The following is a 14,934-nucleotide window of genomic DNA, read 5'->3' on the forward strand; positions in this document are numbered from 1 at the left end:
CCCGATCCTCGCGTCCGGCCCGCGACTGCCATGCCCGCCGGACGGCGGCAAGTGCCGGGCGCTGGGCCATCGATCGCGACACCTGCCCTTGGGCGGGCGCGCCCGGCCGGGCATCATGCGTCGTCGTTCTCCTCCGGACCGCCCCATGTCCTGCCGCCCGTTCCTGCCGCTGTTGCTCGCCGCCGCACTCGTCGCGCCGCTGCCGTCCGCCTCGGCCAGCGACGATCCGCGTATCACCGTGTCCGAGCGCAGTGGCTTCATCGAGACCGGCCGCTTTGATGAGGTCGTGCGCCTGTGCGCCACCTTCGCCCGCCTGCATCCCGATGCGGTGCGCTGCACCCAATTCGGCACCACGCCCGAAGGCCGACCGATGCAGGCGCTGATCGTCAGCCGCAGCGGCACGCTCGACCCTGCCCAGGCGCGTGCGCAGGGCATTCCGGTCGTGCTGATCCAGGGCGGCATCCACGCCGGCGAGATCGACGGCAAGGACGCCGGCTTTCTGGCGCTGCGCCAGGTGCTCGACGGCGACGCCGCGCCCGGCGCGCTCGACGCGCTGGTCTGGGTCTTCGTGCCCGTATTCAGCGCCGATGGCCATGAGCGGTTCGCAGCCTGGAACCGTCCCAACCAGCGCGGTCCGCGCGAGATGGGCTGGCGCACGACCGCGCAGAACTACAATCTCAATCGCGACTACGCCAAGGCCGAGTCGCCGGAGATGCAGGCGATGCTGGCACTGGTCGAGGCCTGGGATCCGATCGCCTATGTGGACCTGCACGCGACCAATGGCGCGCAGTTCGAACACGACATCGCGGTGCAGGTCGAACCGGTGCATTCGGGCGATGCGCAGATGCGCAGCGTCGGGCGCACATTTCGCGATGCGGTCATCGACGACCTCGCGCGCCAGGGCGCGCTGCCGCTGCCCTACTACCCGTCGTTCGTCGAATCCGACGATCCGGCCTCGGGCTTCGAGGACGGCGTGTCGCCGCCGCGCTTTTCGACCGGCTACTTCCCGCTGCGCAACCGGGTGGCGATGCTGATCGAGACTCACTCGTGGAAGCCCTACCCGGTCCGCGTGGCCTTGACCCGCAACACCGTGGTCTCGGTACTCGAGCAGATCGCCCGCCATGGCCGCGATTGGATGCGCGTGGCAGCCGACGCCGACGCCCGCGCCGCCGCGCTCGGTGGCACCTCGCTGCCGCTGGACTGGCAGGCCACGGCGCGCGCGCGGATGGTCGACTTCCGTGGCTACGCCTACACGCGCACGCTGTCGGAGGTGTCGGGCGCACTGATGACGCGCTACGACGAGACCACGCCGCAGATCTGGCACGTGCCGCTGCGCGACGAGATCGTGCCGTCGCTGAGCGTCGTGTTGCCGCGCGCCGGCTACATCGTGCCCGCCGCCCACGCGGCCAGCGTCGCCCAGGCACTCGACCGCCACGGTATCGCCCATTCGACGCTCAAGCGCGCCCATCCCCAGCTCGCCGTCGACACCTTCCGCGCCGAGCGCACCGCGTTCGGCACCGCCCCGGTCGAGGGCCACCAGCGGCTCACGCTCGAAGGCCGCTGGCGCGCCGAGCCGCAGGACATCGGCGCCGGCGCGCTGTACGTACCGATCGCACAGCCGCGCGCGCGGCTGGTCGCCGCGCTGCTCGAGCCGCAGGCGCCCGATTCGATGGCCGCCTGGGGCCGCTTCAACACCCACTTCGAGCGCAAGGAGTACATGGAGGATTACGTCGCCGAAGCGGTGGCGCGCGAGATGCTGGCTGCCGATCCGGCGCTCGCCGAGGACTTCCGGGCCCGGCTGCGCGACGATCCGGCCTTCGCGGCGGATCCGCGCGCACGCCTGGCGTACTTCTATCGTCGGCACAGCGCCTGGGATGCGCGCTACAACCTCTACCCCATCGTCCGCACCGACCTCGCCCCCGAATGACCGGAGCCGCCATGTCCCCGTTGTCCCGCCTGATGCGTCACTGCCTGCCCGCGGCGTTGTCGCTGCTCCTCCTCGCCGCCTGCACCGGCACCGGCGGCGCCAAAGCCGAACCGGCGACGCCGCGCACCCTGGACGTGGTCACGCTCAACATCTACCACGACAAGGCCGACTGGCCGAAGCGGTTGCCGCTGATCGTCGAGCAGCTGCGCGCGCTCGATCCCGATATCGTGGCGCTGCAGGAAGTGCTGCAGACCCAGACCCTGCGCAACCAGGCGCAGACCATCGCCGCCGAGCTCGGCTACGCGGTGCAGTTCGTCTCCACCGACCCGGCCGACCAGGCGCACCGCTACGGCAATGCCTTGCTCACCCGGCTACCGGTGAAGGCGCAGGATTGGCATCGGCTGCAGCCGCATGACGACTCGCGCAGCATCGGCCACGCACGCCTCGACATCGATGGACGCCCGCTCGATGTCTACTTCACCCACCTGCACTGGACGCTGGAGGGCGGCGCGATCCGCGACGTCCAGGTCGCTGACGCACTCGACTTCGTGGCGCGGACGTCCGCGCAAGCGCCGTCGCTGATCCTGGGCGACTTCAACGCGCCAGCCAGCGCACCCGAGTTCGCGGCGCTGCGCGCACGCTACATCGACGCCTATGGCACGCTGCACCCGGAAGCCGACGGCGCCGGCGTGACCACGCTCAATCCGCACTTCTTCGACTACCGGTCACGGATCGATCTGGTGTTCGCGCAGCAGGACCGGTTCGAGATCGAGGACGCCCAGGTGGTGCTCGACACGCCGGACGCCGAGGGCACCTGGCCGTCCGACCATTTCGGGACCTGGGTCCGCCTGCGCCTGCGCCCGTGACCATGGCCGGTCCAGCGTTGCGCCGCCATTGCGCTGGCGACGCGCATGCTGGTCGGCCTCGCCACCGTGGAGCCCATCCGATGTCCCCGACCCGCCCCGTCCTGGTGTTTGCCCGTATCGCCGCCGCAGCGCTTTCCGTGGCGCTCCTCGGCGCCTGTCAGACCCCGGCCCCAACCGTCGCCGCAGGAGCACCATCGATGACCGACACCATGCCGCAGCCGTCGCTCACCCTGCAGGGCGAAGCCGTCTACTTCGAGAAGATCCTGATGCCCGAGGGCTCGCGGCTCGATGTCCGCCTGGTCGACCCTGCCCGCACGGGCGAGGCGCGGGTGCTGGCCGAACGCAGCACGAGCGTCGGCGCCGGGCCCTACGCGTTCGAGCTCGTCGTGCCGCGCGCGCGTCTGCAGGGCGCGGTCGCCCTGGAAATCGCCGTGTCGATGCCCGACGGCACGCCACGCTTCCGCACTGAGGATGCCGTGCCAATCGCGATCGATCCGGCCAACGTCGGGGTGCACGTGGGCCGCGTACGGCTGCATCACGTCCAGCCGTAAAGCGATGCCGGAAACGAGGCTGCGCGCCGCATGACCGGCGGCGGCCTCGACATCGGCGCGCCCCCTGCGTGCGTTCGCCCGTCTCCGGGCGCGACAACACCCCGCCCCCAATGAAGAAGACACGACCGCGTCGTGTTACTCGAAGCTGCCGATCGAGTCGTGCGAGAGGTTGTCGAAGCGCGTGTACTCGCCGAAGAACTTCAGCTTGACCGAGCCCGTCGGGCCGCTTCGCTGCTTGCCGATGATGATCTCGGCCAGCCCCTTGTCCGGCGAGGTTTCCTTGTTGTAGTAGTCGTCGCGGTAGATGAAGATGATGATGTCGGCGTCCTGCTCGATGGCGCCCGACTCGCGCAGGTCGGCCATCACCGGACGTTTGTCGGCGCGGGTTTCCAGCGAACGGTTGAGCTGGGACAGCGCGATCACCGGCACATTGAGCTCCTTGGCCAGGCCCTTGAGCGAGCGCGAGATCTCCGAGATCTCGGTAGCGCGGTTCTCGCTGTTGCCCGGTACAGACATCAGCTGCAGGTAGTCGATCACCACCAGCCCCAGATCGTGTTCGCGCTTGAGGCGGCGACACTTGGCGCGCAGCACGTCCGGCCCCAGACCCGGCGTGTCGTCGATGAAGATCTTGGTCTCCTTGAGCATGCGGATCGCGCTGCTCACCCGGCTCCAGTCCTCGTCCTCGAGCTGACCGGTGCGCAGGCGCGTCGCATTGACGCGGCCATTGGAGGAAATCAGACGCAGCGCGAGCTGACTGGCCGACATTTCCATCGAGAACACGCCGACCGCTTTCTTGGTCTTGATCGCCGCGTACTCGGCGATGTTGAGCGCAAACGTGGTCTTGCCCATCGCCGGGCGCGCGGCCAGGATGATCAGGTCGGTCGGCTGCAGGCCGGCAGTCATCTCGTCGAATTCGGTATAGCCGGTCGGCAAGCCGGTGACCCCGCCGCCGTTGTTGTAGCGCGTCTGCAGCACATCGAAGGCGTCGGCCATCGCCTTGTTGATCGCGGTGAAGTCGCTGCGCCCCTGCGCACCGGCCTCGGCGATCTTGAACACCTGCTGCTCGGCCTTGGCCAGGATCTCGCTGCTGTCGCGGCCCTCGGGCTGGAAGCCGTCGTTGACGATCTCGGTGCCGACATCGATCAGCTGACGCAGGATGGCCTTGTCGCGCACGATCTCGGCATAGGCACGGATGTTGGCCGCCGACGGCGTCGTGCTCGCCAACTCGCCCAGGTACGCGCCGCCGGCGACCAGCTCCGACAGCCCGTTGGACTCGAACCACTCGCCCAGCGTCACCGCATCGAACGGCTTGTTCTTCTCGGCCAGCTCCTGGATCGCGGCGTAGATCTTCTGGTGGTCGCGCCGGTAGAAATCCTCCGACACCAGCAGGTCGGCAATGCGGTCGTACGCATCGGGCACCAGCATGAGGCCGCCAAGCACGGCCTGCTCGGCCTCGACCGACTGCGGCGGAATGCGCAGCTGTTCGACGCGCGCATCGGCACGGTGGTCATTGCGGTACTCGGGACGTGCGGACATGGCGTGGACTTCAGAAAGAACGGATTACGGCAAGTGGCATGCTAGAGCGCGGGCCTGTGGACACGCGACCCCATAACCTGTGGATAAGCCTAACGATGGGCAGCTTCACAACGGGTTATCTCGCGGACTGAGACGACTTCTTCGGCGGCTGCGAGTACCCGGCCGGGATTGCTCCTCGGCTCGGTCAGTCATCCCTGACTGACTCGCCGCCGCGGACCATCCATGGTCCGCTCTCCGCAACGCCCGGCCGAGCCCTCGCCCGCGAGTTGGGACGATGCAGACCTCGAAAGCTCATGCGCGCTGCGGTTGGATGCCTCAGACGGACCAAACGCCTGTGAAAAGCGCTGCTGCGTGAGGCATTTCCGAAGGCACGAAAGCCTAAGGCTTGCTGCAAGCGGCGAACTGGGGGGTCATGGTCGCGCCGAGCGCGCCATGGGTGAGCCCGCTCTGCTTGCGCGGCATGCCGCGCGAGTGGGCGAACGCCCGGCGCGCTGCGCCGGGCCGGACCGATCCGCAAAGCTGAGCGGGCGCGCGCCCGAGTCAGGGCAGGGTGAGTGGGGACGGCTTGCGCGGCATTGCCGCGCGTCCACATGAACGCACGGCGCGCTGCGCCGGGCCGGACCGCGAAGCGGCCCTGACCGAGGGAAGAGCGACCGTGGCCCGGCAGGCCGATGCGTGGTCCCCGAAGCCAAAGCCCGGCACAAGCGACCAAAACAGGACACCCAAACGAAAACGGGCGCCTTGCGGCGCCCGTCTAAGGACCACCCGATCCGATGGATCAGGCGACCTCGCCTTCGATGATCACCTTGACGGTGGTCTCGGCATCGGCGTGCAGGTGCACGACCACCTCGTACTCACCGGTGGTGCGGAACGCGCCCTCACCGAGCACGACCTCCGACTTCTCGACCGGTGCGACCGCCTTGGTCAGGGCGTCGGCGATCTCGCGCGGACCGACCGAACCGTACAGCTTGCCTTCGGTCGACGCATTGGCGTAGACGGTCACGCTGGCACCCTCGAGCTTGGCCAGACGCGACTGCGCCTCGTCGAGCTGCGCCTTGGCCTTGGCCTCGTACTCAGCACGGCGGGTCTCGAACTCGGCCAGATTGGCCTCGGTCGCCGGCACGGCCTTGCCCTGGGGCACCAGGTAGTTGCGGCCATAGCCCGGCTTGACATTGACCTTGTCGCCGAGGTTGCCGAGGTTGGTGACCTTCTGCAGGAGAATCAGTTGCATGGTGTAGCTCCGTATTCGTTAGCGGCGCCCCAGGCGCCGCAACGATTGCTGTCCGAACCGGACGAAATGATCTAAAGATGCGTTCGCTTCACTTGGACAGTCCGCACATGGATGTGCGGGCTTCTAGTGAAGGGACTCACACATTATGGTTGTCGGTGTACGGGATCAGGGCCAGGTAACGGGCGCGCTTGACGGCCGTGGCCAGCTGGCGCTGGTAACGCGACTTGGTGCCCGTGATGCGGCTGGGAACGATCTTGCCGTTCTCGGTCAGGTTCTGGCGCAGGGTGTTGAGATCCTTGTAATCGATCTCCTTGACGCCCTCGGCGGTGAACTTGCAGAACTTGCGGCGGCGGAAGAACTTGGACATGGACGTGCTCCTCAGGCGGCTTCGGCGTTGGTGTCGGGCTTGTCGGACTTGTCGCCGTCGGCGTCGCCGCCGGTGGACTCGCCCTCGTCATCGCGACGACGACGCTCGCCACGCTCGGGCTTGTCGCCCTTGTCGTCCTTGTTCTTCATGATCAGCGACTGCTCGGTGTCGGCCTCTTCGCGGCGGATCACCAGGTGACGCAGCACGGCATCGTTGAAGCGGAACGCCTCGACGAGCTCGTCGAGACCGGCCTGGCCGACCTCGATGTTGAACAGCACGTAGTGGGCCTTGACCAGATTGTTGATCGGGTAGGCCAGCTGACGGCGGCCCCAATCTTCCAGACGGTGGATGGTGCCCTCGGCGCCTTCGATCATCGACTTGTAACGCTCGATCATCGCGGGCACCTGCTCGCTCTGGTCCGGGTGGACCAAGAACACGACTTCGTAATGACGCATAGTGGTTTCCTTTCGGATATCAACCGCGCCGGTCGGCGGCGGTCCGGATAGCCCCCCGCGTGCGCAGTGGGGCAAGGGCCTCCCGGCGCCTGGGCGCAGGGAGCCGGCAATTCTCACAGATTCCCCGCCTCCGGGCAAGCGCGGGGCATGCGCAGGTGGTCCAGCGCGCAGGTGCGACACTCGGTCGCAGCCCTGTCGCAGGCGGGCATGGTGAAATGGACACCCGGCCACCGCGACATCGGAGCGCACCCCAAGCGGACGCGCCCGAGTCGAGCCGCAGGCCCCTCCCCGCCTCTCATGCCCGGATGTTTCGGGCCCGGACGAACGCATCGTGCAGACCGCCGCCCTTGACCGAATCGACCGTGCGCCCGACTGGGCGCACGGTGCGTGGGGGTCAGCGCACGGTTTCCAGCGTTCGGCTGAAGCCCAGCGCAGCCAACGTCACGACCGCGCCCGACAGCAGGTAATAGCCCACGTACTCCAGCCCGAATCGGCTGCACACGCCCAGCGCGACCAGCGGCGCGAAGCCCGCGCCGAGCAGCCAGGCGATGTCGGATGTGACCGCCGCGCCGGTGTAGCGGTAGATGCTCTCAAAGCGCGAGGCGATCGCATTGCTCGCCTGGCCGAGCGACAGCCCCAGCAGCGCGAAGCCCACGACGACGTAGGTCGTGCGGCCAGCGGTCGTGTCGTCGCCCAGCAGGCGGGAGGCGAAGAAGCTGAAGATCGCGATCAGGACCGCCGCGATCGCCAGCTGCCCGCGGCGGCCGACCCGGTCGGCCAGCAGGCCCGACAGCACGATGCCCACCCCGCCGACCACCGCGCCCATCAGCAGGCTGACCAGGAAGTCGCCCGGGTCATGGTCGGTGTAAAGCGTGGCCCAGCTCAGCGGGAAGATCGTCACCAGGTGGAACATCGCGTAGCTGGCCAGCGGAATCAGCGCACCGAGCAGGACCTGACGCGGATGCGTGCGGATGGTCTCGCCGATCCGGCGGGGCTGCAGCTCCTGCTGTCGGAACAACTGCACGAACTCCGGCGTGACCACCAGACGCAGCCGCGCGAACAGCGCGACGACGTTCAGCGCCAGCGCCACGAAGAACGGGAAGCGCCAGCCCCAGGCCATGAAGTCCTCATGGCCGAGGAAGCGGGTGAACACCAGGAACATGCCAGCCGCGAGCATGAAGCCGAACGTCGCCCCCAGCTGCGGCACCATGGCGTACCAGCCGCGGCGTTCTCTGGGCGCGCTGAGCGACAGCAGCGACGGCAGCCCGTCCCAGGCGCCGCCCCAGCCCAGCCCCTGGCCGAAGCGGAAGACTGCCAGCAGCACCGGCGCCAGCAGGCCCGCCTGGGCGTAGCTGGGCAGGAACGCGATCGCCATGGTCGAGCCGCACAGCAGGAACAGGGCCACGATCAGCTTTGCGGCCCGACCGAAGTTGCGGTCGATGGCCATGAACACCGCCGAGCCGATCGGGCGGGCGATGAACGCCAGCGAGAAGATCGCAAACGACTTGAGCGTCGCCTGCACCGGGTCGCTGTCGGGAAAGAACAGATAAGGAAACACCATCACCGAGGCGATGCCGTAGACGAAGAAGTCGAAGAACTCCGACGTCCGGCCCATCACGACCGGGAAGGCGATCTTCCCAGGCGAGATCTCCAGGTCGTCGGTCTCCGGCGCATCGTCCAGCCCGGTGGTGGCTTGCTGTGCGGTTCCGCTCATCTGCGCGCTCTCTCCGGTCGTCATGGGGGATAATGCACCGCATTGTGAACCCCAAACGGGCCCACCACGCAAGGTGCGCAGCAGCACGCGTCCGCGCCCTGCCCTGATTCCACGCTAGCCGCCGCCACGTGGCGCCTCCGTCAAGCCGTCTTTCCCTTTTCAGTCGTTGATCTCCCGCCAATGAAATCCTTCCTTCGATTCTCGGTCCTGTTCGGGGCCGCCCTGCTGCTGTCCGGCTGCGACTGGGTGCTCATGCGGCCGTCCGGCGACATCGCCTTGCAGCAGCGCGACCTGATCCTGCTGTCGACGGTGCTGATGCTGCTGGTCATCGTCCCGGTGATCTTCCTGACGTTCTTCTTCGCCTGGAAGTACCGCGCGTCGAACAGGAACGCCGAGTACGCGCCGGACTGGCACCACTCCACGCGCCTGGAGCTGATCATCTGGTCGGCACCGCTGGCGATCATCCTGGTGCTCGGCACGGTGACCTGGATCGCCACCCACAAGCTCGACCCCTATCGCCCACTCGACCGGATCGACTCCAACACGCCGATCGCCGAGGGCGTCGAGCCCTTGGTGGTCGAAGTCGTCGCCCTCGACTGGAAGTGGCTGTTTCTGTATCCCGAGCAGGGCATCGCGACGGTCAACGAGCTCGCCGCGCCGGTGAACGTGCCGATCGAGTTCAAGATCACTTCCGCGTCGATGATGAACTCGTTCTTCATCCCCGCGCTGGCCGGCCAGATCTACGCGATGACCGGCATGGAGACCAAGCTCAACGCCGTGATCAACGCCGAGGGCGTCTACAAGGGCTTCTCGGCCAACTACAGCGGCGATGGCTTCTCGCACATGCACTTCGACTTCCACGGCATGAGCCAGGAAGGCTTCGACGCCTGGGTGCGCAAGGTGCAGGCCGACCAGACCCCGCTGGGCCGTCAGGAGTACCTGGTGCTCGAGAAGCCCTCCGAGCGCGAACCGGTGCGTTACTTCGGCAACGTCGACCCGGCGCTCTACGAGGCGATCCTCAACATGTGCGTGTCGCCCGGCTCGATGTGCATCCACGAGATGATGCATATCGACCGCTCGGGCGGCGGCGGCGTGGACAGCCATGCCAACTACGCCCGGCTGCGCTACGACAACCGCCACGCCGACGAACCGATGGCCGCTCCTGGCGCGACGTTCCCCGAGGCCGGCCGCGAAGCGCGTGGCGACGAGCCGCAGGGCCACCAGCCGCGAGCCGTTTCGCCCGAGGAGCCGACACCGCAGCCCACGCCCTCGAGCGAAGGCGCCGACGACAAGGGCGTGCAGCCGATCCCGCCGGGACAGGCACCGCAGCAGCAAGGCGCGCCCGGCAAGCCGGACGACGACGGCGGCCCCTCGGGCCGCTGATCCCGGATCGCATCACCGAATCCAGTACTAGGCAGGAACCCCATGTCCGCACCCCAGGACCAGCTCAACTCACCGTGGCTCGGGCGTCTTTCGCTCGAGTCCCTGGCCTTCCTCCACGACCCGATCCTCGCGGCGACCTTCATCGGCACGGCGCTCGGCGGCATCGCGCTGCTCGTGCTCATCACCCGGTACCGCCTCTGGGGCTACCTGTGGAAGGAGTGGTTCACCAGCATCGACCACAAGAAGATCGGGATCATGTACTGCATCCTGGCGCTGGTGATGCTGCTGCGCGGCTTCTCCGACGCCGTGCTGATGCGCGCGCACCAGGCCCTGGCCTCGGGCGGTGGCGAAGGTTTCCTGCCCCCCCATCACTACGATCAGATCTTCACCGCGCACGGTGTGATCATGATTTTCTTCGTGGCGATGCCGCTGGTGACCGGCCTGATGAACTACATCGTGCCGCTGCAGATCGGTGCGCGCGACGTCTCGTTCCCGTTCCTCAACAACTTCAGCTTCTGGATGACCGCCGCCGGCGCGGTGCTGATCATGCTGTCGCTGTTCGTCGGCGAGTTCGCGCGGACCGGCTGGCTGGCCTACCCGCCGTTGTCGGGCGCCGACTACAGTCCAGGCGTCGGCATGGACTACTACTTATGGGGGCTCCAGGTCGCGGGTGTCGGCACAACGTTGTCGGGCATCAACCTGATCGTGACGATCGTCAAGATGCGTGCGCCGGGTATGCGCTACATGCGCATGCCGATCTTCACCTGGACCTCGCTGTGCACCAACATCCTGATCGTCGCGTCGTTCCCGATTCTCACCGCGACGCTGGCGTTGCTGACGATGGACCGCTATGTCGGCACCAACTTCTTCACGAACGACTTGGGTGGCAACCCGATGATGTACGTGAACCTGATCTGGATCTGGGGCCACCCGGAGGTCTACATCCTGGTGCTGCCGGCGTTCGGCATCTTCTCGGAGATCGTCTCGACGTACTGCGGCAAGCGCCTGTTCGGCTATACGTCGATGGTCTACGCGACCGCGGTGATCACGATCCTGTCGTACCTGGTGTGGCTGCACCACTTCTTCACGATGGGCTCGGGTGCCAGCGTCAACGCGTTCTTCGGCATCACCACGATGATCATCTCGATCCCCACCGGCGCGAAGATCTTCAACTGGCTGTTCACGATGTACAAGGGACGCATCCGCTTCGACGTCCCGATGCTGTGGACGATCGGCTTCATGTTCACCTTCGTCATCGGCGGCATGACCGGCGTGCTGCTCGCGGTGCCGCCCGCCGACTTCGTGCTGCACAACAGCCTGTTCCTGATCGCGCACTTCCATAACACCATCATCGGCGGCGTGGTCTTCGGCCTGTTCGCCGGCATGGTGTACTGGTTCCCGAAGGCGTTCGGCTTCAAGCTCGACGAGTTCTGGGGCAAGGTCTCGTTCTGGTGCTGGCTGACCGGCTTCTGGGTCGCGTTCACCCCGCTCTACATCATGGGCCTGATGGGGGTGACCCGCCGCCTGAGCCAGTTCGAGGACACCTCGCTGCATCTGTTCTTCGTGGTCGCGGCGATCGGCGCGGCGCTGGTCGCGGCCGGCATCGGCGCGTTCATCATGTCGATCGTCCAGGCCGTACGGAAGCGCAAGGCGCTGCGCGACGTCACCGGCGACCCGTGGGATGGCCGCACGCTGGAGTGGTCGACCTCGTCGCCGCCGCCGGCCTACAACTTCGCCTTCACCCCGGTGATCCACGAGATCGACGCCTGGGCCGACATGAAGCGTCACGGCTACAAGCGTCCGCTGGCCGGTTTCGTGCCGATCCACATGCCGCGCAACACCGGTGCGGGGGTCGTGCTGTCGGCGATCAGCGTCGCGCTGGCCTTCGGCCTGATCTGGCACATCTGGTGGCTGGCCGGCGCGTCGTTCGTGGCCCTGGTGGTCGCGGCGATCGCGCACACCTTCAACTACGACCGCGATTACTACATCCCCGCTCAGGACGTGATCGACACCGAGGAACAACGCACGCGCGATCTCGCGCAGCAGGCGCTCTGACATGGCACACAGCATCCAATCCACTTCCGGCGATACCGCCCGCGTCTACCACGTGATCGAGGACCCCCATGCCGAGGACGGGCATGGGCACCACCCCGAGACCGGGACCAACCTCGGCTTCTGGATCTACCTGATGAGCGACTGCCTCATCTTCGCGATCCTGTTCGCCATCTACGCCGTGCTCGGCCGCAACTATGCGGCCGGCCCATCGCCGGCCGACCTGTTCGACCTGAAGCTGATCCTGGTCGCGACGTTCATGCTGCTGTTCTCGTCGATCACCTACGGGTTCGCGATGTTGAATTCGTACAAGCAGAACATCCGGGGCACGATCGGCTGGTTGCTCGTCACCGGCCTGTTCGGCCTGGCGTTCCTGGGCATCGAACTCTACGAGTTCCACCACCTCGCCCACCTGGGCGCGACACCGCAGCGCAGCGCATTCCTGTCGGCGTTCTTCACCCTGGTCGGCACCCACGGCCTGCACGTGACGTTCGGCCTGATCTGGCTGGTGACGCTGGTGGTCCAGTTGCGCAAGCATGGGCTCAACGCCGCCAACAACCGCCGTCTGATGTGCCTGTCGATGTTCTGGCACTTCCTGGATGTGATCTGGATCGGCGTGTTCTCGTATGTGTATCTGATGGGAGTCGTGGGATGAGCACCGGAACCAACCACCACCCTGCCCACGAGGCGGCACACGACGCGCACGGCCATGGCAGCATGCGCGACTACGTGATCGGATTCGTGCTGTCGGTGATCCTCACCGTCATCCCGTTCTGGCTGGTCATGGGCGAGGTGATCGAGAGCCGTGTCTGGACAGTCGCACTGATCATGGTGTTCGGCGCCATCCAGATCGTCGTGCACATGATCTACTTCCTGCACATGAACCGGAAATCGGAGGGCGGCTGGATCCTGATGTCGATGCTGTTCACCGGCATCCTCATCGTCATCGCGCTGGTCGGCTCGTTGTGGGTCATGTATCACCTCAACAACAACATGATGCCGATGTCGCCCGAGCAGATGCGCGCCGCGCCCTGACCGGACGCGACGCCTCCGCATGCACGTGCAACGCGCCCCGCAACGCCCGGCCCGACGCTGGGCGTTGCTGGTATTCCTGGTCGCCGCGACCGCCGGCTTCATCGCGCTGGGCCTGTGGCAGGTCGAGCGGCTGTGCTGGAAACGCGAACTGATCGCCCGGGTCGAGGCCCGGATCCACGCAGCCCCCACAGCGCTGCCGGCCGTCGCCGACTGGGACAGCCTGGACGTGGCCGATGCGCAGTACCAGCGCGTGACCGCCCGCGGGCGCCTGCTGCACGACCAGGAGGTCGCGGTCTACGCCTCCACCGAGCGTGGACCCGGCTACTGGATCATGACCCCGATGGCGACCGCCGAAGGCGCGGTGTGGATCAACCGCGGCTACGTCGACAATGCACATCGCCGACGCGACAGCCGCGCCCGGGTGGACGCCGCCGACGTCGTCGAAGTCACCGGCCTGCTACGCCAGCCCGACCGCGCCGGCCTGTTCGTGCGCGCCAACGTGCCCGCCGAGGACCGTTGGTATGCCCGCGTGCCGGCGGAGATGACTGCCGCGCGGCAGGTCCCGGCACCGGTGGCGCCATTCTTCATCGACGCCCAGACCTCGATCGACGGCGCCAACTGGCCGGTGCCCGGACTGACGATCGTGCAGTTCCGCGACAACCACCTCAGTTATGCGCTGACCTGGTTCGGCATGGCGCTGCTGACGCTGCTGGCGATCGGCTTCGTGCTGCGCAGCGAGTTCCGGCGCAGCGCGCCTGACGCAGCCGCATAGGCGCGTGCGGCCACCGGCTGATTGCGTCCCTCCCGATGGCAGAGAGCGCCAGGTCCGATGCTCACCTGCTTTGCGAAGATCGGCGATAACACCTCGCTCCGCAGAATCAGCGCATACGCCGATGCGCGTCATCATTAACACCGCACTCGGAAGCGCATCACGGGCAGCGTTTGACCGCGTTTGGAAGCGCCAGAGATGCGGGGCGATAAAGCCGGTCAGGTAAGGTCATCGTGCCGCACCGGCCACCGCGCGCCGTGAGCATTAGCGTTCGGGAATGAGTAGCCGAAAATACTCCAATCGACAGGCCATTTAGGCGTATGACATGATCCGAGGGACAGGGACGGCGAAGGGGAAAAAGATAATGTCCTGCAAGGCGCGTCGCCGCGTGCTGGCCGTTGTCGTATTCACACTATCGATACTCGTGGGCTCGGTTTCTTTCGGGGCTGAAACGCGTCGGGAAACGCCGTGTATCGCCTCGTCCGCCAAGCCGGAGCGCCCTGCAGCGCCACGGTCACAGACAGCGCTACAGAATGGCCACCTGGGCGCCAACTGCCTTATCGACGCCGCCGCGCGGCGCCCCGCCGGCGCGAAGATCGTCGATATCAGAAGCCGGGCGGAGTATTCGCCGCTCCATATTCCCGGCGCTGTCAACCAGCCGCTCCAGAGTCTGATGAATGCCGGCGCTGGCTCGCTGATCGTCTACGACAACGGCAGGTTCCGCTCGGACTCGCTGCAGCTATGCAATCGCCTGGCGCGATACGGCGTGCGGGATTTCAAGGTCATCGACGGCGGCATTGCGGCGTGGGCGCAGTCGGCTCGCGCCCCTGGCGCCCCGGACGTCAGCCGGTTGTCCGATGCGGAGGTATCGGCTGCGCTCGTCGCAGGCGGCAGCAAGATCGTTCCACTCGCCGGCAGTTTCTCGACCATTCTCAGGGGGCGGTCTCAAGAATCAAGTGCAACACGTGATTTGAAGTCGATGATTTCCCTCTCCATCACCTGGGCTGGTGTTGCCCAGCCGAGCGTCTTGCGCGGTCGCCCGTTCATC

14 protein-coding genes are annotated in these 14,934 nt (G+C 66.8%); 9 read left to right on the forward strand and 5 right to left on the reverse strand.

The features are described from left to right. Positions 1-145: 145 nt before the first annotated feature. The 3 genes from ABE505_RS08905 to ABE505_RS08915 all read left to right on the forward strand — a co-directional run bounded on the left by ABE505_RS08905 (position 146) and on the right by ABE505_RS08915 (position 3,344). The gene (locus tag ABE505_RS08905) at positions 146-1,927 is read left to right on the forward strand and encodes a M14 family metallopeptidase (RefSeq protein ID WP_346444044.1); all 1,782 of its coding nucleotides are present in this window, start codon (positions 146-148) and stop codon (positions 1,925-1,927) included. Positions 1,928-1,938: 11 nt separating this feature from the next. Beyond that, positions 1,939-2,793 (forward strand): endonuclease/exonuclease/phosphatase family protein, encoded by an 855-nt coding sequence (locus ABE505_RS08910; protein ID WP_346444042.1) that lies wholly within the window; start codon positions 1,939-1,941, stop codon positions 2,791-2,793. A gap of 80 nt (positions 2,794-2,873) precedes the next feature. Beyond that, positions 2,874-3,344 (forward strand): YbaY family lipoprotein, encoded by a 471-nt coding sequence (locus ABE505_RS08915; protein ID WP_346444040.1) that lies wholly within the window; start codon positions 2,874-2,876, stop codon positions 3,342-3,344. A 135-nt stretch (positions 3,345-3,479) separates the two neighbouring features. Here ABE505_RS08915 and ABE505_RS08920 read toward each other — a convergent pair whose 3' ends face one another. The 5 genes from ABE505_RS08920 to ABE505_RS08940 all read right to left on the reverse strand — a co-directional run bounded on the left by ABE505_RS08920 (position 3,480) and on the right by ABE505_RS08940 (position 8,647). Continuing rightward, complete coding sequence (locus tag ABE505_RS08920) at positions 3,480-4,880, reverse strand: replicative DNA helicase (RefSeq protein WP_047135784.1); 1,401 nt, start codon at positions 4,878-4,880, stop codon at positions 3,480-3,482. A 778-nt stretch (positions 4,881-5,658) separates the two neighbouring features. Next, a complete protein-coding gene (rplI, locus tag ABE505_RS08925) occupies positions 5,659-6,111 on the reverse strand; it encodes a 50S ribosomal protein L9 (RefSeq protein ID WP_346444038.1) in 453 nt (150 codons plus the stop codon). 136 nt (positions 6,112-6,247) lie between these two features. Then, entirely contained in the window at positions 6,248-6,478 is a 231-nt protein-coding gene (rpsR, locus tag ABE505_RS08930) for a 30S ribosomal protein S18 (RefSeq protein ID WP_047135782.1), read from the reverse strand. 11 nt (positions 6,479-6,489) lie between these two features. Beyond that, positions 6,490-6,933 carry a 30S ribosomal protein S6 gene (gene rpsF, locus ABE505_RS08935; protein WP_183425435.1) on the reverse strand — a complete coding sequence of 148 codons (444 nt, stop codon included), beginning with the start codon at positions 6,931-6,933 and terminating at the stop codon, positions 6,490-6,492. Between the two features lie 394 nt (positions 6,934-7,327). Next, positions 7,328-8,647 (reverse strand): MFS transporter, encoded by a 1,320-nt coding sequence (locus ABE505_RS08940; RefSeq protein ID WP_346444036.1) that lies wholly within the window; start codon positions 8,645-8,647, stop codon positions 7,328-7,330. A gap of 180 nt (positions 8,648-8,827) precedes the next feature. Here ABE505_RS08940 and cyoA point away from each other — a divergent pair, with 180 nt between their 5' ends. The 6 genes from cyoA to ABE505_RS08970 form a co-directional block, all read left to right on the forward strand. Next, positions 8,828-10,030 (forward strand): ubiquinol oxidase subunit II, encoded by a 1,203-nt coding sequence (cyoA, locus tag ABE505_RS08945; RefSeq protein WP_346444035.1) that lies wholly within the window; start codon positions 8,828-8,830, stop codon positions 10,028-10,030. Positions 10,031-10,072: 42 nt separating this feature from the next. Beyond that, on the forward strand, positions 10,073-12,085 hold the full coding sequence (gene cyoB, locus ABE505_RS08950; protein WP_346444033.1) for a cytochrome o ubiquinol oxidase subunit I: 2,013 nt from the start codon (positions 10,073-10,075) through the stop codon (positions 12,083-12,085). A 1-nt stretch (position 12,086) separates the two neighbouring features. After that, positions 12,087-12,737: a cytochrome o ubiquinol oxidase subunit III gene (gene cyoC, locus ABE505_RS08955; RefSeq protein WP_346444031.1), complete on the forward strand. Its 651-nt coding sequence runs from the start codon at positions 12,087-12,089 to the stop codon at positions 12,735-12,737. After that, entirely contained in the window at positions 12,734-13,117 is a 384-nt protein-coding gene (cyoD, locus tag ABE505_RS08960) for a cytochrome o ubiquinol oxidase subunit IV (protein WP_346444029.1), read from the forward strand. Before cyoC ends, cyoD begins: the two co-directional genes overlap by 4 nt. A gap of 19 nt (positions 13,118-13,136) precedes the next feature. Beyond that, on the forward strand, positions 13,137-13,889 hold the full coding sequence (locus ABE505_RS08965) for an SURF1 family protein (protein ID WP_346444028.1): 753 nt from the start codon (positions 13,137-13,139) through the stop codon (positions 13,887-13,889). 361 nt (positions 13,890-14,250) lie between these two features. Next, positions 14,251-14,934 (forward strand): rhodanese-like domain-containing protein (locus tag ABE505_RS08970; protein WP_346446188.1); only part of this gene is annotated, 684 nt, incomplete at its 3' end.

Source organism: Luteimonas sp. TWI382, assembly GCF_039674545.1.
Classification (GTDB): Bacteria; Pseudomonadota; Gammaproteobacteria; order Xanthomonadales; family Xanthomonadaceae; genus Luteimonas.